At 69.3% G+C, this 20,600-nt stretch carries 26 protein-coding genes; 17 read left to right on the forward strand and 9 right to left on the reverse strand.

Translation table 11 applies throughout. The features are described 5' to 3' along the window. Positions 1-27: 27 nt before the first annotated feature. Together ACIBP6_RS40755 and ACIBP6_RS40760 are read right to left on the reverse strand one after the other, a co-directional pair. A complete protein-coding gene (locus ACIBP6_RS40755) occupies positions 28-723 on the reverse strand; it encodes a 4-carboxy-4-hydroxy-2-oxoadipate aldolase/oxaloacetate decarboxylase (RefSeq protein WP_397059799.1) in 696 nt (231 codons plus the stop codon). Then, complete coding sequence (locus tag ACIBP6_RS40760; RefSeq protein WP_397059800.1) at positions 720-1,442, reverse strand: PIG-L deacetylase family protein; 723 nt, start codon at positions 1,440-1,442, stop codon at positions 720-722. The genes ACIBP6_RS40755 and ACIBP6_RS40760 overlap by 4 nt, the downstream gene beginning before the upstream one ends. A 221-nt stretch (positions 1,443-1,663) precedes the next feature. Here ACIBP6_RS40760 and ACIBP6_RS40765 point away from each other — a divergent pair, with 221 nt between their 5' ends. The 5 genes from ACIBP6_RS40765 to ACIBP6_RS40785 are packed head-to-tail and all read left to right on the forward strand — an operon-like array spanning position 1,664 to position 4,746. After that, on the forward strand, positions 1,664-2,545 hold the full coding sequence (locus tag ACIBP6_RS40765) for a methylenetetrahydrofolate reductase (RefSeq protein ID WP_397059802.1): 882 nt from the start codon (positions 1,664-1,666) through the stop codon (positions 2,543-2,545). Positions 2,546-2,555: 10 nt separating this feature from the next. Continuing rightward, positions 2,556-2,906, forward strand: a complete 351-nt coding sequence (locus ACIBP6_RS40770; RefSeq protein ID WP_397059804.1) for a protocatechuate 3,4-dioxygenase — start codon at positions 2,556-2,558, stop codon at positions 2,904-2,906. Further along, the gene (locus ACIBP6_RS40775) at positions 2,899-3,750 is read left to right on the forward strand and encodes a class III extradiol dioxygenase subunit beta (protein WP_397059806.1); all 852 of its coding nucleotides are present in this window, start codon (positions 2,899-2,901) and stop codon (positions 3,748-3,750) included. The genes ACIBP6_RS40770 and ACIBP6_RS40775 overlap by 8 nt, the downstream gene beginning before the upstream one ends. After that, positions 3,747-4,454: an alpha/beta fold hydrolase gene (locus ACIBP6_RS40780; protein WP_397059808.1), complete on the forward strand. Its 708-nt coding sequence runs from the start codon at positions 3,747-3,749 to the stop codon at positions 4,452-4,454. The genes ACIBP6_RS40775 and ACIBP6_RS40780 overlap by 4 nt, the downstream gene beginning before the upstream one ends. A gap of 13 nt (positions 4,455-4,467) precedes the next feature. After that, on the forward strand, positions 4,468-4,746 hold the full coding sequence (locus tag ACIBP6_RS40785; RefSeq protein ID WP_397059810.1) for a muconolactone Delta-isomerase family protein: 279 nt from the start codon (positions 4,468-4,470) through the stop codon (positions 4,744-4,746). A gap of 25 nt (positions 4,747-4,771) precedes the next feature. On the opposite strand, the gene ACIBP6_RS40790 is transcribed toward ACIBP6_RS40785, so the two are convergent. Further along, positions 4,772-5,134: a DsrE family protein gene (locus tag ACIBP6_RS40790; protein ID WP_397059812.1), complete on the reverse strand. Its 363-nt coding sequence runs from the start codon at positions 5,132-5,134 to the stop codon at positions 4,772-4,774. 100 nt (positions 5,135-5,234) lie between these two features. On the opposite strand from ACIBP6_RS40790, the gene ACIBP6_RS40795 reads away from it, so the two are divergent. After that, entirely contained in the window at positions 5,235-5,933 is a 699-nt protein-coding gene (locus ACIBP6_RS40795) for a winged helix-turn-helix transcriptional regulator (RefSeq protein ID WP_397059813.1), read from the forward strand. A 126-nt stretch (positions 5,934-6,059) separates the two neighbouring features. On the opposite strand, the gene ACIBP6_RS40800 is transcribed toward ACIBP6_RS40795, so the two are convergent. Together ACIBP6_RS40800 and ACIBP6_RS40805 are read right to left on the reverse strand one after the other, a co-directional pair. Further along, entirely contained in the window at positions 6,060-6,533 is a 474-nt protein-coding gene (locus ACIBP6_RS40800; RefSeq protein WP_397059815.1) for a hypothetical protein, read from the reverse strand. 244 nt (positions 6,534-6,777) lie between these two features. Beyond that, on the reverse strand, positions 6,778-8,211 hold the full coding sequence (locus ACIBP6_RS40805) for a cellulase family glycosylhydrolase (protein ID WP_397059817.1): 1,434 nt from the start codon (positions 8,209-8,211) through the stop codon (positions 6,778-6,780). A 280-nt stretch (positions 8,212-8,491) separates the two neighbouring features. Here ACIBP6_RS40805 and ACIBP6_RS40810 point away from each other — a divergent pair, with 280 nt between their 5' ends. Beyond that, positions 8,492-8,806, forward strand: a complete 315-nt coding sequence (locus ACIBP6_RS40810; protein WP_397059818.1) for an SCO4225 family membrane protein — start codon at positions 8,492-8,494, stop codon at positions 8,804-8,806. Positions 8,807-8,844: 38 nt separating this feature from the next. Here the strand turns inward: ACIBP6_RS40810 and ACIBP6_RS40815 are convergent, their stop codons facing one another. Beyond that, positions 8,845-9,279, reverse strand: coding sequence for an Rrf2 family transcriptional regulator (locus ACIBP6_RS40815; RefSeq protein ID WP_397059820.1), 435 nt, complete (start codon positions 9,277-9,279; stop codon positions 8,845-8,847). Positions 9,280-9,403: 124 nt separating this feature from the next. Here ACIBP6_RS40815 and ACIBP6_RS40820 point away from each other — a divergent pair, with 124 nt between their 5' ends. Next, positions 9,404-10,153 (forward strand): SDR family NAD(P)-dependent oxidoreductase, encoded by a 750-nt coding sequence (locus ACIBP6_RS40820; RefSeq protein WP_397059821.1) that lies wholly within the window; start codon positions 9,404-9,406, stop codon positions 10,151-10,153. A 243-nt stretch (positions 10,154-10,396) separates the two neighbouring features. Here the strand turns inward: ACIBP6_RS40820 and ACIBP6_RS40825 are convergent, their stop codons facing one another. Beyond that, entirely contained in the window at positions 10,397-10,669 is a 273-nt protein-coding gene (locus ACIBP6_RS40825) for a hypothetical protein (protein ID WP_397059823.1), read from the reverse strand. Here ACIBP6_RS40825 and ACIBP6_RS40830 point away from each other — a divergent pair. The 5 genes from ACIBP6_RS40830 (at position 10,668) to ACIBP6_RS40850 (ending at position 14,401) form a co-directional block, all read left to right on the forward strand. Further along, positions 10,668-10,997, forward strand: a complete 330-nt coding sequence (locus ACIBP6_RS40830) for a PadR family transcriptional regulator (protein WP_397059825.1) — start codon at positions 10,668-10,670, stop codon at positions 10,995-10,997. The genes ACIBP6_RS40825 and ACIBP6_RS40830 overlap by 2 nt on opposite strands. A gap of 2 nt (positions 10,998-10,999) precedes the next feature. Continuing rightward, positions 11,000-11,413, forward strand: a complete 414-nt coding sequence (locus ACIBP6_RS40835) for a DUF1048 domain-containing protein (protein WP_132607870.1) — start codon at positions 11,000-11,002, stop codon at positions 11,411-11,413. Then, positions 11,413-12,210, forward strand: a complete 798-nt coding sequence (locus ACIBP6_RS40840) for an ABC transporter ATP-binding protein (protein ID WP_397059827.1) — start codon at positions 11,413-11,415, stop codon at positions 12,208-12,210. Before ACIBP6_RS40835 ends, ACIBP6_RS40840 begins: the two co-directional genes overlap by 1 nt. Continuing rightward, positions 12,207-12,968: an ABC transporter permease gene (locus ACIBP6_RS40845; protein WP_397059829.1), complete on the forward strand. Its 762-nt coding sequence runs from the start codon at positions 12,207-12,209 to the stop codon at positions 12,966-12,968. Before ACIBP6_RS40840 ends, ACIBP6_RS40845 begins: the two co-directional genes overlap by 4 nt. Positions 12,969-13,201: 233 nt before the next feature. Next, the gene (locus ACIBP6_RS40850) at positions 13,202-14,401 is read left to right on the forward strand and encodes a cytochrome P450 (RefSeq protein ID WP_397059831.1); all 1,200 of its coding nucleotides are present in this window, start codon (positions 13,202-13,204) and stop codon (positions 14,399-14,401) included. Positions 14,402-14,974: 573 nt separating this feature from the next. On the opposite strand, the gene ACIBP6_RS40855 is transcribed toward ACIBP6_RS40850, so the two are convergent. After that, on the reverse strand, positions 14,975-16,372 hold the full coding sequence (locus ACIBP6_RS40855) for an FAD-binding oxidoreductase (RefSeq protein ID WP_397059832.1): 1,398 nt from the start codon (positions 16,370-16,372) through the stop codon (positions 14,975-14,977). 299 nt (positions 16,373-16,671) lie between these two features. Between ACIBP6_RS40855 and ACIBP6_RS40860 the strand changes: the two genes are divergently transcribed. After that, complete coding sequence (locus ACIBP6_RS40860) at positions 16,672-16,887, forward strand: hypothetical protein (protein WP_397059834.1); 216 nt, start codon at positions 16,672-16,674, stop codon at positions 16,885-16,887. Here the strand turns inward: ACIBP6_RS40860 and ACIBP6_RS40865 are convergent. Continuing rightward, entirely contained in the window at positions 16,844-17,854 is a 1,011-nt protein-coding gene (locus tag ACIBP6_RS40865) for an acyl-CoA desaturase (RefSeq protein WP_397059836.1), read from the reverse strand. The genes ACIBP6_RS40860 and ACIBP6_RS40865 overlap by 44 nt on opposite strands. 317 nt (positions 17,855-18,171) lie before the next feature. Between ACIBP6_RS40865 and ACIBP6_RS40870 the strand changes: the two genes are divergently transcribed. The 3 genes from ACIBP6_RS40870 (at position 18,172) to ACIBP6_RS40880 (ending at position 20,467) form a co-directional block, all read left to right on the forward strand. After that, positions 18,172-19,068, forward strand: coding sequence for a YihY/virulence factor BrkB family protein (locus tag ACIBP6_RS40870; protein WP_397059837.1), 897 nt, complete (start codon positions 18,172-18,174; stop codon positions 19,066-19,068). A 481-nt stretch (positions 19,069-19,549) separates the two neighbouring features. After that, complete coding sequence (locus tag ACIBP6_RS40875) at positions 19,550-19,906, forward strand: hypothetical protein (RefSeq protein ID WP_397059838.1); 357 nt, start codon at positions 19,550-19,552, stop codon at positions 19,904-19,906. Positions 19,907-20,200: 294 nt separating this feature from the next. Then, positions 20,201-20,467, forward strand: a complete 267-nt coding sequence (locus tag ACIBP6_RS40880) for a hypothetical protein (RefSeq protein ID WP_397059839.1) — start codon at positions 20,201-20,203, stop codon at positions 20,465-20,467. Positions 20,468-20,600 lie beyond the last annotated feature (133 nt).

Genomic DNA, 20,600 nt, shown 5'->3' on the forward strand with positions numbered 1-20,600 from the left:
TCGACTTGCCTGTGCGAGTCGAATGGCTCATTCGAGATAGCTGGCGGCGCTCACGTATTCCACGCCGAGTTCGGCGAGCTTGGCGCGCAGGCCGTAACGGTCGAGCCCGAGCTCGCCGTTGCGGAACGCCTCTCGCGACGCCGATTCCTTGTCGACGCGGGCCTGCGCGGCCTCGAGGGCGGAGGCGACCTCCAGGCGGGGCACCACCATGACGCCGTCGTCGTCGGCCAGGATCGCGTCACCGGCCCGGATCAGTTGCCCCTCGACGACGATCGGCACGTTGACCGAGCCGGCCGTCGCCTTGACCGTGCCCTGCGCGCTGACGGCGGCCGACCACACGGGAAAGCCCATGGCCCGCAGTTCGGCGACGTCGCGTACGCCGGTCGTGGTGACCAGCCCGCGCACCCCGCGTGGCTGCAAGGCGGTGGCGAACAGCTCTCCGAACAACCCGTCGCCGCACGGGGACGTTGTGGTGACGACGAGGACGTCGCCGGGCCGGCATTGCTCGACCGCGGCGTGGATCATCAGATTGTCACCGGGCCAGCACAGGACCGTGACGGCGGTGCCGCCGACGCGTGCTCCCGGATGGACGGGGCGCAGCCTCGGGCCGAGGTAACCGACGCGCCCGAGGGCCTCGTGAACGGTCGCGACTCCGTAGCCGGCCAGCTTGGTGACGTGGTCGAGGTCGGCGCGCGGCGGGTCGGTGACGATGACGTTCCTCATGACAGGGTCCCGGTGACCTGCGGGTACAGACGCATGTAGGCCTCTCCCATGGTGGTGTGCGGCAGGCCGAGGTTCGGGCCGGCGTTCCGCTTGAGCTGCACGCCGCGGCGCCTGGCCAGGTCGGTGTAGTAGTCCCACATGTGCCGCTGGGCCGGCAGGCACTCCATCGCCTTGCGCTTGGTGTCGAACACGGGAGTGATGTCCAGCAGCACATCCGGCTTGAAGTCGCACTGCTCGGGCTGGTGCGGCTCGAAGAAGAACACCGGCGGCGCCCCCAGCGGCTCACCCGGCGCGTCGTATCCGATCGCCTGGGCCAGCACCCGCGCCTGCAGCGCCATCCGGGCGGCCGCCGGATGGTCCTGGTTGTAGGGGTCCGCCGGTGGGTGAGTCAGCACCACGGAGGGGTCGACCTCGCGATAGACGCGCACGATCCGGTCCACCAGTGCCGGGCTCTCCAGCAGCGGATAGTCCCCCGCGTCGAGGAACTCGATCTCCGCTCCCAGCACGTCGGCCGCGGCGGCCGCCTCCGCGCGCCGGAGCTCCTTGACCTCCTCCAACGTCCTGCCCTCGCGCCAGGCCTTCGCCGACTCGCCCCGCTCGCCGAAGGTCAGGCACAGCACCTTGGCCCGGTCGCCGTGTGAGGTCGCCAGCGCGATCGCCCCCGCTGCCCGCCACACGAAGTCGCCCGCGTGGGCACTGATCACCAGCAACGAACCCATCCGGCGTCTCCCTCGAAGTCCTCGGCTGCCCTTTAGGACGGTAGGAGCCACCGCGCCTCCAGGGGCAGGCCCTGGAGTCCGGTCCGGACTACGTCATTCGGCCTAGAGTTCTTGACCGTTCTGTCCTGACAGGAGCCATCCACGTCTCCGTCATTTGTCGCATTCGGCTCTGCCTCAATGCCCGACGAAACTCTGCGGGCGCTTTGCTCTACTGATGCACTGTGAGATGCGAAAGCTCGGAGGCCGCGGATCCGCCGGCTCGCCGCCCCGCCGATCTGCTGCACCAGATCGGTTACGAGGTGGTACCGGTCAGGAACACCGAGCGCGACGTGCTGGAGAACGTGCCGACCGCCGTCCCGCTGACCGTCACGGTCACGGAGGCGAAGGGCATCGACACGACGCTGGATCTCACCGAGCGCCTGGTGCGGCACGGCTACGCCGTCGCTCCGCACCTGCCCGCGCGCCAGTTCCTCGACCAGCAGCACGTCGCCGACGTCGTGGCGCGCCTGCGCGAGGCGCGAGTGCGGTCGGTGTTCGTGATCGGCGGTGACGCGCCGAAGCCGGCCGGAGCGTTCGAGAACGCGTACGCGCTGCTGCGAGCCATGGAAGAGGTTCACCACCCCTTCGAGGAGATCGGCATCGGCGGGTATCCCGAGGGGCACCCGGCCATCTCGCAGCAGGCCCTGGATCTGTCGCTGAAGCAGAAGGCGCCGATGGCGACGCACATCATCACCCAGATCTGCTTCAACGCCGGCACGACGGCGAGCTGGGCCGCCGACCTCGCCGGAGCGGGCATCGACCTCCCGATCCACGTCGGAATACCGGGCCCGGTGAACCGGCAGAAGCTGATGCGCATCTCGGCGGGCATCGGGCTGGGGCAGTCCGCGCGGTTTCTGCGCAAGCAGCAGAGCCTGCTGTGGCGCTTCCTGCTTCCTGGAGGCTACGACCCGACGAAGCTGACCCGGCGGCTGGCCGTCGCCGCGTCGAAGACCGGCGGCAACCTCCGCGGCCTGCACATCTTCACGTTCGGCGACCTGCGCGAGACCGAGCTCTGGCGGCGGCGGCTGCTCGACTCGGTCGCCGAAAAGGACGATCAGCCATGAGCGAGCGGGGATGACCATGACCAAGGCCCAGGACAACTACCTGCTCGACCTGGCGGCGAGCAGACGAGGCTACGCGATCAACCGGCTGTGCGGGTCGTTGAAGGACGCGGAGAACCGGCGCCGGTTCAGCGAGGACGAGGCCGCCTACTGCGACGCCTACGGCCTTTCGCCGGAGCAGAAGCAGGCGATCCTGGAGCGCGACTGGACCGCGATGCTCGACCTGGGCGCGTCCATCTTCTACACGTTCAAGCTCGCGGTGCTGGACGGCAAGTCGATGCAGCATCTCGGCGGCGTGTTCACCGGGATGTCGGCCGAGGAGTTCACGGCGGCCATGCGGTCGGGAGGACGGAGATTTGGCTGAGATCATCTGGGGTCTGGCGACTTCGCACGTGCCGTCCATCGGCGCCGCCATGGACCACCACAAGACCACCGATCCCTACTGGAAGCCCTTGTTCGACGGCTACGAGCCGGCCCGCGCCTGGATGGCCGCGCACCGGCCGGACGTGGCGGTGATCGTGTACAACGACCACGCGAACGCGGTCGACCTGGACCTCGTGCCCACGTTCGGGATCGGCGCCGCCGAGTCCTACGACGTGGCCGACGAAGGATGGGGCCCCCGACCGGTGCCCCCGGTGGTGGGAGCGCCCGAGCTGAGCGCCCACCTCGTGGGTGAGCTCGTGGACGACGGGTTCGACATCGCCACCTTCCACCGGCTCGACGTCGACCACGGCCTGACCGTGCCGCTGTCGGTGTACTGCCCGGATCCCGGTGAGGCCTGGCCGTGTGCGGTGGTGCCGGTCCTGGTCAACGTGATCCAGTACCCGCAGCCGACGGCAGCCCGCTGCCATGCGCTGGGCAAGGCGATCGGCCGCGCGATCCGGTCGTTCCCGCAGGATCTCAAGGTCGCGGTCTTCGGTACGGGCGGCATGTCGCACCAGCTCGCCGGCGCGCGGGCCGGGCTCATCAACTCCGAGTTCGACCGCATGTTCCTCCAGGCGATCGAGTCCGAGCCGGAGAAACTGGCCGCGCTCACGCGTGAGGAGTACATCCGCGAGGCCGGCACCGAGGGCATAGAGCTGATCATGTGGCTCGTCATGCGCGGCGCTCTCAGCGACCGGATCGCGCGCGTCCACGACACCTATCACGTGCCCGCCTCCAACACGGCCGCGGCGCTCGCCCTGTTCGAAGACCTGGGAGAGGCATGAGCACGTTCGTCCTGGTGCACGGCGCCTGGCATGGCGGCTGGGCATGGCGGCGGGTGATCCCGTCGCTGCTCCAAGCCGGCCACGAGGTCCACACGCCGACCCTGACCGGCGTCAGCGATCGCGCCCATCTCCTCAACCCGTCGGTCGGGCTGTCCACCCATGTCCAGGACGTGGTGGCGCTGATGGAGGCGCACGACCTCCGCGAGGTCGTGCTGGTGGGGCACAGCTACGCCGGTCAGGTGGTGACCGGCGTCGCCGACCGCGTCCCTGACCGGCTGGCCAAGCGCGTCTACCTGGACGCTTTCGTGGGCGGCGACGGCGACGCCGCGATCGACCTGCTTCCGGAGACGGTGGCCGGGCACTACCGGGAATCGGTCGCCGGCCCCGGTTTCGGCTGGCTCATCCCCGTGCGTTCGCTGACCGTGCTCGGCGTGACGGAGGAGGCGGACCTGGAGTGGCTGGGGCCGCGCCTGACCCCGCACCCGTGGCTCACGTACGCCGAGCCCCTGCGGCTCGGGGGCGGCTCCGGCGAGGTGCCGGCGGCGTACGTCGAGTGCACCGACTGGATGCGGGTGTTCCAGCCCCATGCCGAGCGGGCGGCGGCACTCGGCTGGCCGGTGCACCACCTCGCCACCGGCCACGAGGCCATGGTCACCGCGCCCAAGGAACTCGCTGAGCTGCTGCTCGCCGTCAACGCGTCGTGAAAGGAGAAGCCGAGTGGAGTTCCTGGTACGCACGGAGAACCTGATGCCGGCCGACACACCGGACGACACCCGCGAGCGCCTGCGCCGAGCCGAGCGTGAGCGCGCCATGCAGCTGCGGGAGGCGGGCATACTCAAACGACTCTGGCGGGTCCCCGGACGCAACGCCACCATCGGCCTCTACGAGGCCGACGACGCTACCGCGCTGCACGAGGCGCTGGCCTCGCTGCCGATGTGGAAATGGATGGACGTGTCCGTCGAGCCCCTGGCCACCCACCCGCAGGAGCGGAAGTAGCGCCGTTCGCCCGGGATCGGACGGGTCAGTAGCTGAACGTGGTGGCGCCGTCCCCGATCCAGCGCCACATCGGCACGGTGCCGCCGAGCGTGGCGGCCTTGATGAGCCCGGCCTCGTCGAGCCCCCTGGCGTTGAAGCAGATCGGGCACACCAGGAACGTTCCGCTCGCGTTCTGGTAGCGCTCGACCAGCTCCGGCAGCGGCGGGCAACCGGCGCACGCCACGCCGACCGCGAACCCCTCCAACGCCAGCCGGACGGCTTCCTTGGTCAGGAACATCAACGTCGGCCGGCCCTCCTCGGCCGCGCCGACCGCCACCAGGAACGCCACGGTGACCCGTTCCGTGTCCTCCAGACCGGTGGTCAGGCTGACGACTGCTTTTCCCGGCATGTCACTCCTTCTCGGATACGTTCGCTTCCTTCCTGAGACTGCGTGACGCCCGGGTCGCGGCCTAGTACGTTTTCTGTAGCGACCTCCGGGAGCGTGGCCCATGAAGCGGTACGGTCAGCACTGCCCGGTCGCGCGAGCCGCCGAGATCCTCGCGGAACGCTGGACCCTGCTGGTCATCCGTGAGCTCCTCTGGGGCGAGGACCGGTTCAACGCCATCGCCCGGGGCGTCCCGAGGATGTCCCCCTCCCTGCTGGCGACCCGGTTGCGGGAGCTGAGCCGGGCCGGTCTCGTACGACGTGACGTGGTCGACGGCGAGCCGCGCTACCTCCTCACGCCGGCCGGGCGGGAGCTGGCGCCGCTGATGGAGCAGATGGCCGCCTGGGGTGCTCGCTGGATGCAGGAGATACGCCCGGACGAGTTCGATCCCGCGCTGCTGATGCTCCAGATCCAGCGGGAGGCCGAGCCCGCCCGCATGCCGGAGCGGGCGGCCACGGTGCAGGTGCACTTCGGTGACGCGCCGAGCGGCCAGCGGCGGTGGTGGCTCGTGTTGTCCCGTTCCGGCGGCCTCGACGTGTGCGACCACGATCCCGGGTTCCCGGTCAGCGTGTGGATGGACACCGAGGTCCCGTCACTCACCCGCGTCTGGATGGGCGACGTGACCTGGTCGGCGGCGCTGCGCGACGAGACACTCCGGCTGACCGGCGACCGCGACGCGTGCCGGGCGCTGCCCGGGTGGCTGCACGTCAGCCCGTTCGCCGCCGTCGAACGGGCGGAGTCGCCGCTTCCCCGCCACCCCTGAGAGCCGGCCCTGTGAGGCCTGTGAGAGATCCTGTGCACGCCCGCGCGGACCAGAGATGCTTTTTCCCGGGGCAGCAGAACCTGCTTGTTCCCGCCATCATGCGCGGCGGATCGACGGAATTCGCCGCTAGGCACGGCCGGTTTCGCGGGCGTCGCCGCTCGCCACAGGTTCCCGAGCGGTGTCGAGGGGGCGGCGCCGGAACAGCAGCGGCCGGGCCAGCAGCACCACGCCCAGCACGACGAGAATGACCACGGTGACCCACTCCCTGGATCCGTGCGCGCCGTAGACGTGATCAGGCCGCCCGGTGTCGAAGGCGTACACCGTGCGCCCGGCGGTGAGCGAGTCCTGCTCGGGGTCGTAGAGGGTGAGCCCCTTGCGGAGCACCCTGCCGTCGTCGGACCGGAAGTCGCCCAGCCAGGTGCACACTTGCTTGCCGGGATGGTGCTCGAAGCAATCCGCGCGTACGGCGGTGAACGTGCCCGGCGTGCCGTCACCGCGTGCCGCCGCCAGTGCGGGGCCCGCCTGGTGGACACCGACCGCCAGGAGCATCAGGCCCCCGGCCATGATCACTGCGTCGAAGAGCGTTATCCGGCGCGCCAACGTTCAGCCTCCCGTCGCCGTGAGAACCCCGATGGACAGCAGCCTCCCGCTGCACCCTTGCGCACCTTTCGGTACGGATCCTCCCGATAGTCCACCGTGGAGCGTACCTCGCGCGGCATCACGAGCCCCCGGCGAGGTCCGCTCTCACCCTGGCACCACAGGGCGCGGCCGCCTGAAGACGGCGACGACATGCCGGACGCGGGCGCCCCGCATCGGGGCGCCCGCGCCACACACCTGTCCCGCGTCAGAAGTCGTCGGCGGTGCGGATCCGGTCACGGACCCAGACGCCGGCCTCCTTGAGCCTGCCCGTCCCCGCGAACGAGCCGTTCGGGCAGGTCCCGGTGGTGAAGACGGCGCCCGTACGGAAGTCGTCGGAGAAGTTCCAGTTCACCCAGCTGATCTTCTTCTGCGCCAGCAGGTCGAGGTACTGCTGCGACCTGGCGAAGTCGTTGGGCCCGTCACCGGACGCACTCTGGGTGCCGAACTCGGTCACGAAGATCGGCAGCCGGTCGGCGGCCCGGGACAACGTGTTCAGGTACTCGGTGCCGTGCGAGGCCGCGTAGAAGTGGAACGTGTACATGATGTTGGCCGCGTTGACCGGGTTGTTGACGATCTCGGTCTCGTTGCCGCCGCCGGAGACGCCGAGCGACGACCACGCGCGGGTGCCGACCAGGACCGGGGCGTCGGGGTCGTACTGCCGGATCACCGGGATGAGCTGGTGCGCGTAGTCGCGGATGACGGACCAGGTGACGGCGTCACCGTTCGGCTCGTTGGCGATCTCGTACAGGACGTTGTTCTTGCCGTTGTGCCGCTGGGCGATCTCGGTGAAGAACGTCCTGGCCCGGCTGAGGTTGTACATCGGGTCACCGGGGGTGAGCATGTGCCAGTCCACGATCGCGTACATCCCGCGGGCGGTGGCCATCTCGATCAGGGAGTGCACGCGGTCGGTGAACAGCCGGGGGTCGGTCTCGTAGCCGCCCTCCTGGACGTACATCGAGATGCGCAGGACGTCGGCCTTCCAGTCGTTCGCCAGCGCGTCGAGCGACGCGTTGTTGAGGCACTGGTCGTACCACTGGATGCCGTGGCTGCTCATGCCGCGCAACTGGATCTGCTTGCCGTTCTCGTTGCAGAGCTTGATACCGCACACCCGTAGCTGCCCGTTGGCCTGGACCGGGGTGCCGCCGCCCCCGCCGCCCGCGGGAGTGCCGTAGACCTCCATCTCCCACAGGGAGTAGCCGTAGGGGGTGCCGCGCTGCGTGCCGTACACCCGCACGTACCGGCCGCTGCCGCTGACCGTGAGGTCGTCGGTCGCCCCGTCGCCGGCGGCGGTGGAGTAGACGTCGCTCCAGGTGGTCCCGTCAGGCGAGGTCTGCACCCGGTACGCCCTGGCGTAGGCGGCCTCCCAGGTCAGCCGCACGCGGGAGACGGCGTGCGTGGAGCCGAGGTCCACCCGGATCCACTGCGGGTCCACGCCCTCGGCACTGGCCCACCGCGTGGACGCGCTGCCGTCCACCGCCTTGCCCGGCTCCAGCCCGGCGGCCTCGACCGAGGAGGCCGTCACGGTCTTGCCGTGTGACACCAGCGGGTCGGCCGCCGCCGGCCGCGCTCCGGCCGCGCTCGCGCCGGACGGCACCATCAGCGGCACCATCAGCGCGGCCACGACCGCGAAGACCCTCACACCTGCACTTCGCCTCACGAACGACTCCGATTCTTCGGGAGCTCGCGGTCACGGGCGACCGCTCGCCCAACCACCGGGAAGGCCGCCACTGCCTGGCTCCGTTAAGAAAGTTTCCTAACTTGCGGCGCAGCGTAAATTGACAGCGACCCTTACGCAAGACCCAAAGTTCCAGGCAGGTCCGCTCACCGTCACGCCCGCTCGCGCGGTGTCGACCGAGGTCCGGGAGGGAGCTTTCGAGCCCGTGGCTAGGCTGAGCCCACGGATCCAAGGAAGTGACCGCATGACGCGTTACAGGAATGGCCGGGTCGCGGCGGTTCTCGCCGGCGTGTACGCCAGTCTGGTGGTGCTTCTCGGCGTCGTCTCGGTGGTGATCCTCCTGACCGTGTCAGACCCGATCCTGCTGTCCGGCGTCGCTCTCATGCTCCTGACGTTCCCTCTTGGGCCGCTCATCTGGTGGGGATGGGCTGCGGTCCCACCTCAGATGGCGGACCCCGTACTTCTCACAGTGATCCTCACCGCCGCCGGCCTGCTGCAGTCGTATCTGATCTGGCGCATCTCACGTGGCCCTGCGATCCCCCAGGACGGAGCCGCCTGATCCTGCGGCGGCAGCGCGTGAACGACGCCTGTAGCGCTCTAGCGAGGTGCGGCGAGGACGTCCCGCAGTACGTCCTCCAGCGTGACGCGGGCGAGCTCGCGCCTCAGGGTCTCCTCGATGCTCTCGTAGATTCCCTGCATCGCCGGCTGGATGCCGTAACCGATGGCGCACTCCTGGTCCGGGGTGGCGCGGTGCATCGCGAACAGCGGGCCGGGTTCCACTGCTTCGTACACGTCGAGCAGGGTGATCGATGCGAGCTCGCGCGCCAGCGACCAGCCCGCGCCCACGCCTCGCCGGGACTCCACGAGCCCCGCCCTGCGCAGTTCGCCCAGCAGCCGCCTGATCACCACGGGATTGGTGTTGGCGCTGGTCGCGATCTGCTCGGAAGTGGCCACCTCATGGCCCTGGCGCTGGTAGAGGCCGATCCAGGCCAGCGCGTGGGCGGCGATGGTCAACCTGCTGTTGGCGCTCACGCACCCTCCTCCCCTCGGCCGTAACGCTCCATGTTACGACCAGCTCAGTCGTAACAAGAAAAGTTGCGATCGGATTGTCGTAACCAATAGCGTTGCGACAACACGAATCAGCGAGGTGAGAACAATGAACAAGCCCCTCACGGGCAAGGTCGCCCTGGTCACCGGGGGTTCCCGCGGGCTGGGAGCCGCGACCGTACGACTGCTGGCCGAGCAGGGCGCCGACGTCGCGTTCACTTATGTCAGCTCTGAGCACCGGGCGCAGGCCGTTGTCGAGGAGGTGCGCGGCAACGGGGCGAAGGCCGTCGCCCTCAGGTCCGACCAGGCGGAAACGAGCGGGGCGCCGGCACTGATCGACGAGGTGGTCGCGCACTTCGGCGGCCTGGACATCCTCGTCAACAACGCGGCGATCTCGGTTGCCGGCCGCACGGTGGACGATCCGGACGCCGACACCGCCGCGCTGGACCGCATGCACGCCACGAACTACCTCGGCGTGATCGCGATCATCCGGGCCGCCTCCCGGGTTCTGCGCACGGACGGCCGCATCATCACGGTGAGCTCGGGACTAGGCACCCGGGTCGGCCTCCCCGGCAATGCCGACTACTCGGCGACCAAGGCCGGGATCGAGCGCTACACCATGGGCGTCGCCCGCGACCTCGGACCCCGGGACATCACGGCCAACGTGGTGGAAGCCGGACTGATGGAGGGCGGGATGGAAACCACCCCCGAGACCCTCAAGGCGCTGCTCAGCACGCTGTCGCTGCAGCGCAAGGGCCATCCGCAGGAGATCGCCGCAGCGATCGCCTTCCTGGCGAGCCCCGCCGCCTCGTACATCACGGGCGCGGTGCTGGACGCCCACGGCGGCTACAACGCCTGACGAGAGCCACCGGCTCTGCCGTCGGGGCAGAGTCGGTGCCTGGTAGCCGCTGGTGAGTGAGGACTCCCGACGCCTGGATCTTGGGTCCCGGGGTCAGATCGTGCCCTCACCAGCAGGCCAGTCGCACGCATGCGCGTGATCTCTGCAAGTAGCCGTTGTTTCCTCATCCCGGGTGACCGGCGGTGCGCACGCGGCGCACCGCCGGCGAACCCTCGCCGCCCGTCAAGGGCTCCGCGGCCCCGGTCACCGCGCATGTTGCTCGACGAGAGCACGCGAGGTCTGAACGCCGCCAAGAACGTCCTCGCCGCGCTCTTCCTCCTCTTCGTCGCCGACTTCTGCTGGACGGCCGTCCCCGCTCATCGCCGCCGGTTCCGTCACCGCGCTGCGGCCACCCGCTACGACAAGCTCGCCGTGCGCCACGAGCGACCCGTTCGTGGGGCTTGCGCCGCCGGTATTCAGCGTTACTATGTACTGGTAGTCAGTAACACCAAGTAGCTCAAGGAAGGGGTGTTCCATGGGCAAGCTCCTGACGGAGATGCTCAAGGGAACGCTGGAGGGCATCGTCCTCGCGATCCTGTCCGGCCGGCCCGCCTACGGCTACGAGATCACGGCATGGCTGCGGGATCAGGGCTTCAGCGACATCGCCGAGGGCACCGTCTACGCGCTGCTCGTCAGGATCGAGCGGCGCGGTCTCGTCGACGTGGAGAAGGTCCCGTCCGAGAAGGGGCCGCCGCGCAAGGTGTATTCCCTGAACGCTCAGGGCCGGGCGTACCTCGAAGAGTTCTGGAGGACCTGGAGCTTCCTCGCAGAACGGCTCGAACAGCTCCGCGAAGAAGGTAAGTAGACATGGACACAGGGTCGAACGAGCCGAAGAGTCGCTACCTGCAGTACCTGGAGGTGGTCACCGGACCGCTCGAGGACAAGAGGCGCTGGCGGCGGTACAAAGCGCGCACCAAACAGCTTCCCGAGAGCTATCGCACGGCGGTCGAGGCGATGGAGCGGTACCTGATGCACTTCGGGCCGGGGGACGGCGCCGACGCGGCCTCGATGTACGAGGACCTTGCCGATCTGTTCGAGCAGAGCGCGGCGGACGGAACCCCCATCCGCGAGATCTTCGGGGAGGACCCCGTGGAGTTCGTCGAGGCGTTCGCGCAGAACTACTCGGCGGGGCGGTGGATCAGCCGGGAGCGCGAACGGCTCACCAGCGCCATCGAGCGGGCCGCCGGTGAAGACACCGGAGAAGAAGAGAGGACCGTCTGATGACGGCACAGCAAACCCAGGCGATCCACGTGCAGGGCCTGGAGAAGTCGTACAAGGAGCTGCGGGTGCTGCGCGGCGTGGACTTCGACGTGGCGCGAGGCAGCATCTTCGCCCTGCTCGGCTCGAACGGGGCGGGCAAGACCACGGTCGTGAAAATCCTGTCCACGCTGCTCAAGGCCGACGCGGGCACGGCCAGGGTCAACGGCTTGGACGTCGCCGCGCAACCGGCGAACGTGCGAGAGTCGATCAGCCTCACCGGACAGTTCGCCGCCGTCGACGAGATCCTCAGCGGGCGGGAGAACCTCGTGCTGGTCGCCCGTTTACGGCACCTCAAGGATCCCGGCAGGATCGCCGATGACCTGCTGGAGCGTTTCTCGCTGACCGACGCGGCGGCGCGGAAGGTGTCGACGTACTCCGGCGGCATGCGCCGGCGCCTCGACATCGCGATGAGCCTCATCGGCGATCCGCCGGTCGTCTTCCTCGACGAGCCGACGACCGGGCTCGACCCCCAGGCGCGCATCGAGGTGTGGCAGGCCGTCAAGGAACTCGCCGACCAGGGCACGACGGTGCTGCTCACCACCCAGTATCTGGACGAGGCCGAACAACTCGCAGACCGGATCGCGATCCTGCACGAGGGCCGGATCATCGTGAACGGCACCCTGGCCGAGCTCAAGCAGCTGCTCCCGCCCGCCAAGGTCGAATACGTGGAAAAACAGCCGACCCTTGAGGACGTGTTCCTCACGCTCGTCGGCGCCAACGGCAAGAACGCGACACGGACGATCAAGGAACAACGATGACCAAGTATTTCTTCGTCGACACCGCCGCCCTGTTAGGACGATCCCTGCGCCACATCACGCGCAGCGCGGACACCATCATCACGACCACGGTCATGCCGATCGCCATGCTGCTGCTGTTCGTCTACGTGTTCGGCGGCGCGATCAACACCGGCCCGGTCTCGTATGTGAACTACCTGCTGCCCGGCATCCTGCTCATCACGATCGCCTCGGGCATCGCCTACACCGCGTTCCGGCTCTTCATGGACATGAAGAGCGGCATCTTCGAGCGCTTCCAGTCCATGCCGATCGCCCGCTCGTCCGTGCTGTGGGCGCACGTGCTGACCTCGCTGGTCGCCAATCTGGTCTCGCTCGTGGTCGTCGTGCTCGTCGCCCTGCTCATGGGCTTCCGCTCGGGAGCGGGTGTGCTGGCATGGCTCGCGGTCGCCGGCATGCTCATCCTGTTCACCCTGGCCTTGACCTGGATCGCCGTCATCGCCGGTCTGTCGGCGAAGTCCGTGGACGGGGCGAGCGCGTTCTCCTACCCGCTCATCTTCCTGCCGTTCCTCAGCTCGGCCTTCGTGCCCACCGACACCATGCCCGGCCCGCTGCGCGCCTTCGCCGAGCACCAGCCGGTGACCTCCATCGTCAACGCCATCCGTGACCTGTTCACCCAGCAGCCGGTCGGCGCCGACATCTGGATCGCCCTGGCCTGGTGCGTCGCCATTTTCATCATCGCGTACCTCTTCGCCATGGCCGCTTACCGCCGCAAAATCGCCTAGGCCGTACTGATCGAGCCCGTCTTGATCAACATGGCGGACAGGCAGATCGCGGCGCGGGGGTCGCGCGCGACTTCGTCGGTGCGCATCGCGATACCGCGCCGTTGATCGAGACAGTCGAATCACCGTTCAAGAGCGTCATCGCTTTCCGTGACTCCGACAGCTGCCTGAACGCACTTCCCGCGATCGACAGGAAATCTGAACGCGACGCGACTTTTCGCGAGCAAGGAATGATCATGGTATACACCGTCCCCACGCTGCCGACCACGCGTCAGCCCGGCTGCCCCTTCGACCCGCCCAAGGACCTCATCGAGGCCCGCGAGCACGGCCCGATCAGCCGCCTGCCCTTCGCCGACGGACACCAGGGCTGGTTGATCACCGGATACGACCTGGTCAGGTCGGTCCTGGCCGACCAACGCTTCAGCTCCCGCAGGGAGCTCATGCGCCACCACCCGACCATCGACTACGGCGAGATCGAGGTCCCGCCGGCGCCGCCCGGCGAGTTCCTCCTCATGGACGAGCCGCAGCACAGCCGATACCGCAAACCGCTGGTGGGCAAGTTCACCGTCCGGCGGATGCGGCAGCTCACCGAACGCGTCGAGCAGGTCACCGCCGAGCACCTGGACGCGATGGAGAAGGCCGGGCCCACGGCGGACCTGGTCACCGCGTTCGCCAAGCCCATCCCCGCCGTCATCATCTGCGAGTTGCTGGGCGTGCCGTACGAGGACCGCGGCTCCTTCCAGGACAACATCGACAAGTTCCTCGGCGGGGAGGTCGGCGACGAGGAGCTGTTCGCGGCCTACACCGCGACCCAGCAGTACCTCGCTGACCTGGTGGCCGCCAAACGCGCCGACCCCACCGACGACGTGCTCAGCGACCTGACCGACAGCGACCTGACCGACGAGGAACTGCGGGGCATGGCCCTGATCCTGCTGTCGGCCGGGTTCGACACCACCGCGAACATGCTGGCGCTGGGCACCTTCGCCCTGCTGCGGAACCCGGAGCAGCTCGCCGCGCTGCGCGCCGACCCCACGCTCACCGACAACGCCGTCGAGGAGCTGCTGCGGTACCTGAGCGTCGCCAAGCAGTTCCAGCGGGTCGCGCTGGAGGACGTCGAGCTGGGCGGTCAGACCATCAAGGCCGGAACGACGGTCATCCTGTCGCTCAACACCGCCAACCGCGACCCCGAACGTTTCACCGACCCCCACGTGCTCGACCTGCGCAGGCAGAACGGCGGGCATCTGGCCTTCAGCCACGGCATCCACCAGTGCCTCGGCCAGCAACTGGCCCGCGTCGAGCTGCGCGTCGCGCTCCCCGCGCTGATCAACCGCTTCCCCACCCTGCGCCTGGCCGTACCGGCTGAGGAGGTCGCCCTGCGCCCGGAGACCGCGGACATCTACGGGGTCAAGAGCCTCCCGGTCACCTGGGAGGTGTGACCGCGAACCGGTGGACTCGGCCGTGGACAGCCGGCGATCATCGTGACCGGCCGGCCACGAAGCGAAGCGCCCGTCAGCGCGTTTCCGCTGGTGACGAACCTCTCCCCCGTGGTACGCCGTTCACGGGGCCGTCGCCACGCAGAGAACCACGCTGTGATCATCGCTCTGTGCAGTCTCACCCTCGCGTTGGCCCCGGTCACGGCGTTCGCCGAGCCGCAGCCGGAAACCCGGCTCACCGATGCGCCCGGCCTGTTCACCGAGGCCACGGTCACCGGCATCGTCAACGAACCAGACCCAGCAGGTCTCCATCACCAACACCTATCGCCCCGCCTGCGGGCCCGGGCACGAGCACTCGCACACCTGCGGGAGGACACCCGCCTCCGCCTAGCCGAAACGTGTCGCAAAAGATCGGGAGGCGGCGCTTCGTAGCCGGACGAGCCGAGAGGTCTCCGGAAGACGGTTCATGACATCCGGAGACCTCGTGCCCATTTGGCGGTGACGGCGCGGCTGACCCGATCCATGCGCAGTGGTCGGCGCTGGAGCCGCTGCCGCCTGCACGGCGCCGCCCAGGCCTCAGCCCCGTGACGTCGGTGGGATGTTGTGGTTGAGGTGGAAGACGTTGCCGGGGTCATAGCGATCCTTGAGCGCCGTCAGCCGGGCGAGCTTCTCCTTGGGGTACGCGCGCCGCACGCCCGTCTCGCCCTCGTCGGCAAGGGTGTTGACGTAGGCCCCGGCGGCGAAGGGCTCCAGCGACGCCGCGTATCGGCGTGCGGCGGCCATGCGTTCCGCGTCCTCGGCGGGATCCGACCAGCGCGCCGCCGCGACGAACTCGACGAGCGTGTCGCGATGGCTGAAGGCCGTCTCGTCGTCGGCCACGTCCGCGATCGCACCGCCGTACGACTGCAGGCCGGCCGACGGCAGACAGGACGCGTCGGCGTCGCCGGTGCCGCGGGCCAGGAAGGCGCGGACGGCGTCGTCGGGGAACTCGCTGAAGTAGTGGCCCTTCCAATACCGGCGTTGCCTGTGGCCTTCGGCGCTGTCGTCCATCGTCTGGAGGTCGAGATAGGACAACTCCTGGACGCGTTCGGCGACCGGCGCTCCCAGGTCACGCAGCGCCGGCAGCAGGCGGCGTCCCTCGTCCGGGTCGCCCACCCAGACATACCCCACGCCGGCCAGCGGCCGGCCGTGCAGCGCGGGCGGCAGGTGCGGCCAGTCGTCCGTGGTGCCGACCCACGCGGTCAAGGTGGCGTGGCGCGGCGCGGCGCCGATCAGATCGCGCCATCCGCGCAGCACCGTGGCGGCGTCCTCAGGGAGGAAGTACAGGTCCACCAGGAGCGACCGGGTGCCCACCTGATGCAGCCGGAACTCGAACTCCGTCACCACGCCGAAGTTGCCACCGCCGCCGCGCAACCCCCAGAACAGGTCGGCGTTCTCCTTCGCGTCCGCGCGCACCACGTCGCCGTCGGCGGTCACCATTTCGAAGGACGTCACGTTGTCGCACGACAGGCCGTACGCCCTGGCCAGCCAGCCCATCCCGCCGCCGAGCGTCAGCCCGCCCACGCCGGTGTGGGACACGTTCCCCGCCGTGGTGGCCAGGCCGTACGGCTGCGTCGCGCGGTCCAGGGCGCCGAGCAGCGCGCCGCCCTGGACCCACGCGCGACGGCCCGCCGGATCCACGCGTACGGCGTCCATGGGCGACAGGTCGATCAGCAGGCCGCCGTCGGTCACCGGAAGCCCCAGGATGCTGTGGCCGCCGCAGAGCACCCCGATCTCGAGGCCGTGGGCGCTCCCGAAGCGCACCGCGGTGGCGACGTCGCCGCGGTCGGTGCAGCGGGCGATGACCGCCGGGCGCCGGTCGACCATCGCGTTCCACACGCTCCTGTGCCTGTCATAGCCTTCGTCACCGGGCAGCAGTACCTGCCCCGCGAAGTCCCTTTCGAGCACCGCCACGTCCGTGCGGCTCGTACCCATATACCCTCCGGTCGTGCGTCTTGACGCGTATCGGCCGCGGCGATCGCCTGTGGCCGGGGTGCTGTGACGCTCTTCCTGAACGGTAGACGCGCGCGTGGAGGGAGCCAGTGTCGCCGCGGACACATCACCGGGGCTGAGATCCACTGACATGATCGCTCGAGAACGATCGCAACGCGAGAGGCCCGGCACCGCGTTTCCGCGTTTCCGCACGACGGGTGGGCCACCCTCCGCGATCGAGGACGGCAAGGTGAACGACGTTGAATGCTCCACCGCCACGGCGGCCGGGTCCGAGCGATGACGTGGATCAGGCGCTGGCCGACGTCTTGGAAGCGATCGGCACCGCCTCTCGCGCGCTCGCTGTCCAGAGCGCGGCGAGCATGGCCTGCCACGGTGACAGGCGGCGGCTCGCCGCCTGTCTGGATGCGATGACGCCTGGTCAGCTCACCGAGGTGACCGTCGCCGCGCGCTTGCTCAGCGCGGAGGCCGAGCAGGCGCTCGCCCGGAGGGAGCGGTGACGGCCGAGGGGGAAGGCTCGCGGCGCCGGGCGGCCAGGCGCGCCGGGGTCGGCCAGCGTACGTCGTGGGCCCAGCCGAGCCTTTCCATCAGCCAGATCAGCCGGGCGGAGATGTCGAGCTGGCCGCGCAGCACGCCGTGGCGGGCGCAGGTGGGATCGGCGTGGTGGCCGTTGTGCCAGCTCTCGCCGAACGACAGGATCGCCAGCGGCCAGAAGTTCGCGGCCTGGTCCCCGTTGCGGGTTTTCAGCGGCCGCTCGCCGAAGACGTGGCAGATGGAGTTGATCGACCAGGTGACGTGGTGCAGCATCGCGATCCGCACCAGCGCGCCCCAGAAGAACGCGGTCAGCGCTCCGCGCCAGGTGCCGGTGACCAGCAGACCGACGGCGGGCGGCAGCAGCAGCGAGGCGGCGACCAGCGGCCAGAACAGCCGGTCCACCCGGCCCATGTCGGCATCGGCGAGCAGGTCCTTGGCAAAGCGCCGCCGGTTGGTGCGGTCACGCTCGAACATCCAGCCGACATGCGCGAACAGCAGTCCTTTGGCCAGGCCGCGCACGCTGTGGCCGTAACGCCAGGGCGAGTGCGGGTCGCCGTCGCGGTCAGCGAAGGCGTGGTGGCGCCGGTGGTCGGCCACCCACTGGATGACCGAGCCCTGCACGGCCAGCGTCCCGGCCACGGCCAGGCCGATCCGCAGCCACCGCCGGGCCTTGAACGCGCCGTGGGTGAGACACCGGTGGAAGCCCACCGTGACGCCGAGCCCGGTCAGGACGTAGGCCGTGGCGGCGATCGCCACGTCGGCCCAGCTCAGCCCCCACCCCCAGGCCACCGGGATCGCGGCGACCAGCGCCGCGAACGGCACCAGCACGAACACCCACAACGCGACCACCGCCGCGACCGGTTTACGTCCGTCGACGATCGGCGCCGCGCCGTCCCGCTCCCGGTCGACGCTGCCTGCACCCGTCGAAGCCATGCCAGTTCCCCCCATCACGCGTGCAGCGTCCTTTCACCCCCTTGGAGCCCGTTCACCTGCCCACGCGCACGGTGGCCACACCCTTGGCCCGATAACGGGCTTCAGAGGAGCCGCCCGTCAATGTCGCGCTGTGAAACCGAACGGAACCGGCGTGCGCGCTTCCATGCTGGACCCAGAAAAATGTTGGAGAAATTTGCGTCATGGGTAGGGGCATTTCGCCCTACCAGCTTTCTCATGACGGCACGGTGAGCCATTCTCTGTGAAACGAGCGCGGCGTGCGCTCACGGTCGCATCCCGCCGACGTACCGGCCCCGGCCATGAGCGCCGCTCGGCGCTGGGCCGCCCGGATGGCCACAGGCTGGAAGCGAGCGAGGAGCCGGCACGGCTGGCTGGATCACGCGGTGCGCGCCCTGATCCGCTACGACAGGGCCGACGCCGGCCGGCTGTCGGCCGCCCTCACCTACTACGCCTTCTTCGCCACCTTCGCCTTGGCCCTGTTGGGGTTCGCCATCCTCGGCCGCATTCTGGACTATCCGGAGGCGCTGGCCCAGGTGCAGCGCTACCTGAGCGACACCTTCCCCCGCCTCGACGTCCAAGCGCTTCGCACCGCCGGTGGAACGGCCGGGCTGGTGGCCTGCGTGGTGCTGCCGCTGGCGGGCCTGTTCTGGATGGACACGCTGCGCTCGGCGACCAGGGCGATCTGGGGGCTCGAGGAGTACCCGGGCAACTTCTTCCTGCGCCAGATCATCGACCTGGGCGTGGTGGCCGGGCTCGGGGTGCTGTTGTCCCTGTCGCTCACCGTCGCCTTCGCCGCCGAGTGGGTGCTGACCTGGCTTGCGGTGAACACCGTGGGCGTGGACGCCATGCCCGCTCGCGGGGTGCTGTCGGTGGCGGCGTTCGTGCTGGGAATCGGGATCAACACCTTGCTTGCCATGGCGCTGCTGACCGCGCCGCCCCGGCTGCATTTGCCGCTGCGCCGGGTGATCGGCCCGGCGCTCGTCATCACGATCGGCCTGGAGATCCTCAAGACCCTCGGCCAAGCCCTGCTCAACCTCACCGCCGCCAACCCCGCCTACCAGGTCGTCACCGGAGCGGTGGCGATGCTGCTCTTCCTCAAGGTGCTCAACCAGCTCATCCTGTTCGCCACCGCGTTGGCGGCCACCAGCGCCACCGGCGATGTGACCGACCTGGCCACCCGGCCAGGTCGGAAGTGATCACGCTGGGCGACTCAGCCGGACGCGGCTCGTCAGCAGGTTCGACCCGGCCGCCGGCCTGATCGGCCTGTTCGAACGGCTCGGCTGGGCGAGCGACGTGCACTGGCCCGACCACGAGCGGGTCCAACGCCGCCGTCACGCGGTGATGACCGTCTCGGCGACCCGACAGGCGCCCGCGTACGCCAAGAGAGCAGGCCATGAAGCGGATCCGCGACGGGCCTGACCCGCAGGACGACGCCGGTCACCGGTGGGGCCGCAGGCATCGGCAGGGCCACTTCCCTGGGGCCTGACCTCGCCGGGCGCGTATCTCACGTCAACGCCTGGTACCGCCGCGGCGAGCGCCGCCCCGCCAGGCCGGCACCGCCGGCGGTGGGCACGCGGACGTGGCCGGGCCGAGTGTGCCATACCGTGTGTTCCTAGGCTGAGAATGCTTCTCCGACCTCTCGGAGGCAACAGCCACAAGCAGAGAGCGAGACGCGACATGGGCAGTGCTCGCAAAACCGAAGATCACGCCACCGGTGACCCCTCCCAGCCGAACGGGCCCGACGAGCGGCCCGATCACGCGGCCAATGCTCAGTGGCTCAAGGACAACCCGGACGCCATGCCGCAGGTGGGCGCCGGCCGGTGGGCCGTGTACGACCGCGCCGGCCATCTGCGCGGCCACCTCGTCGGCGACGGCCCGACCCGCGACACCCGCTTCAAGGCGGTCGGCGCGACCAACGAATGGTCGCCTCCCGACCAGGCACCGGGCTACGGCATCACCCTGCACGATGCCGGGGCGTACCTCCTCGACACCAGCGTGGGAGAGGGGCAGCCCGACGAGAGCGTAGGTGAATGAGCGCCGCAAGGGCAACGAGTCCCCTGCGGTGGGTGGACGCCGCTGCGGCGTCGGTCCCGGCCGGGGCTCATGCTCTCAGGGTCGAACCGCGATGATCGCTGCAGCAAGACCTCGCTCCTGGTCGGACAGGGTAGGGCGTCTTGGCGCGAAGGACGGCCGGCAAAACCGACGGCTCCGGCCTGATCCTCACGAAGGCCCCGGCGAGACATCGTTCGACCGTCTTGACCACGCCCTCCCGGCCGAGCACGCCGGATGAGCTCGCGAAGAAAGTGATCATGGGTCACGATGGCCAGTATGAGCAACGATGAAGACGCGCGTGCTGAGCTGGAGGAATGGAGCGAGTTCATCGGCCGGATCCGTTACGACGGGCCACGTTCCGGTGATGCCGGCGACGAGCGGTTGGCCGATGAGGCGGTGTCCAACGAGTTCACCGGTTGGGGACGCCTCGACGGCTCTGCCGAGATGAACAACCTGATCTGTCGTGCCTTGGAGATCGGCTACCTGCGGGCCCTGCAGGACGTGCGCGAGCAACGCATCGCCGGGCTGGGGCCCACAGACTGACATCGACACGAAAGGCGCAGCTCGCCTCCACGCATCTCCCGGCACCAGCCGGCCCTGGTTCCGCGAACTCGTCCAGCGGGGGGCGTGCTCAGCCGCGTCATAGCCGTGAGCAGCCGTAGAACTCCGACGATCA

This window comes from Nonomuraea terrae, assembly GCF_044465245.1.
In the GTDB taxonomy this organism is placed as follows: domain Bacteria; phylum Actinomycetota; class Actinomycetes; order Streptosporangiales; family Streptosporangiaceae; genus Nonomuraea; species Nonomuraea terrae.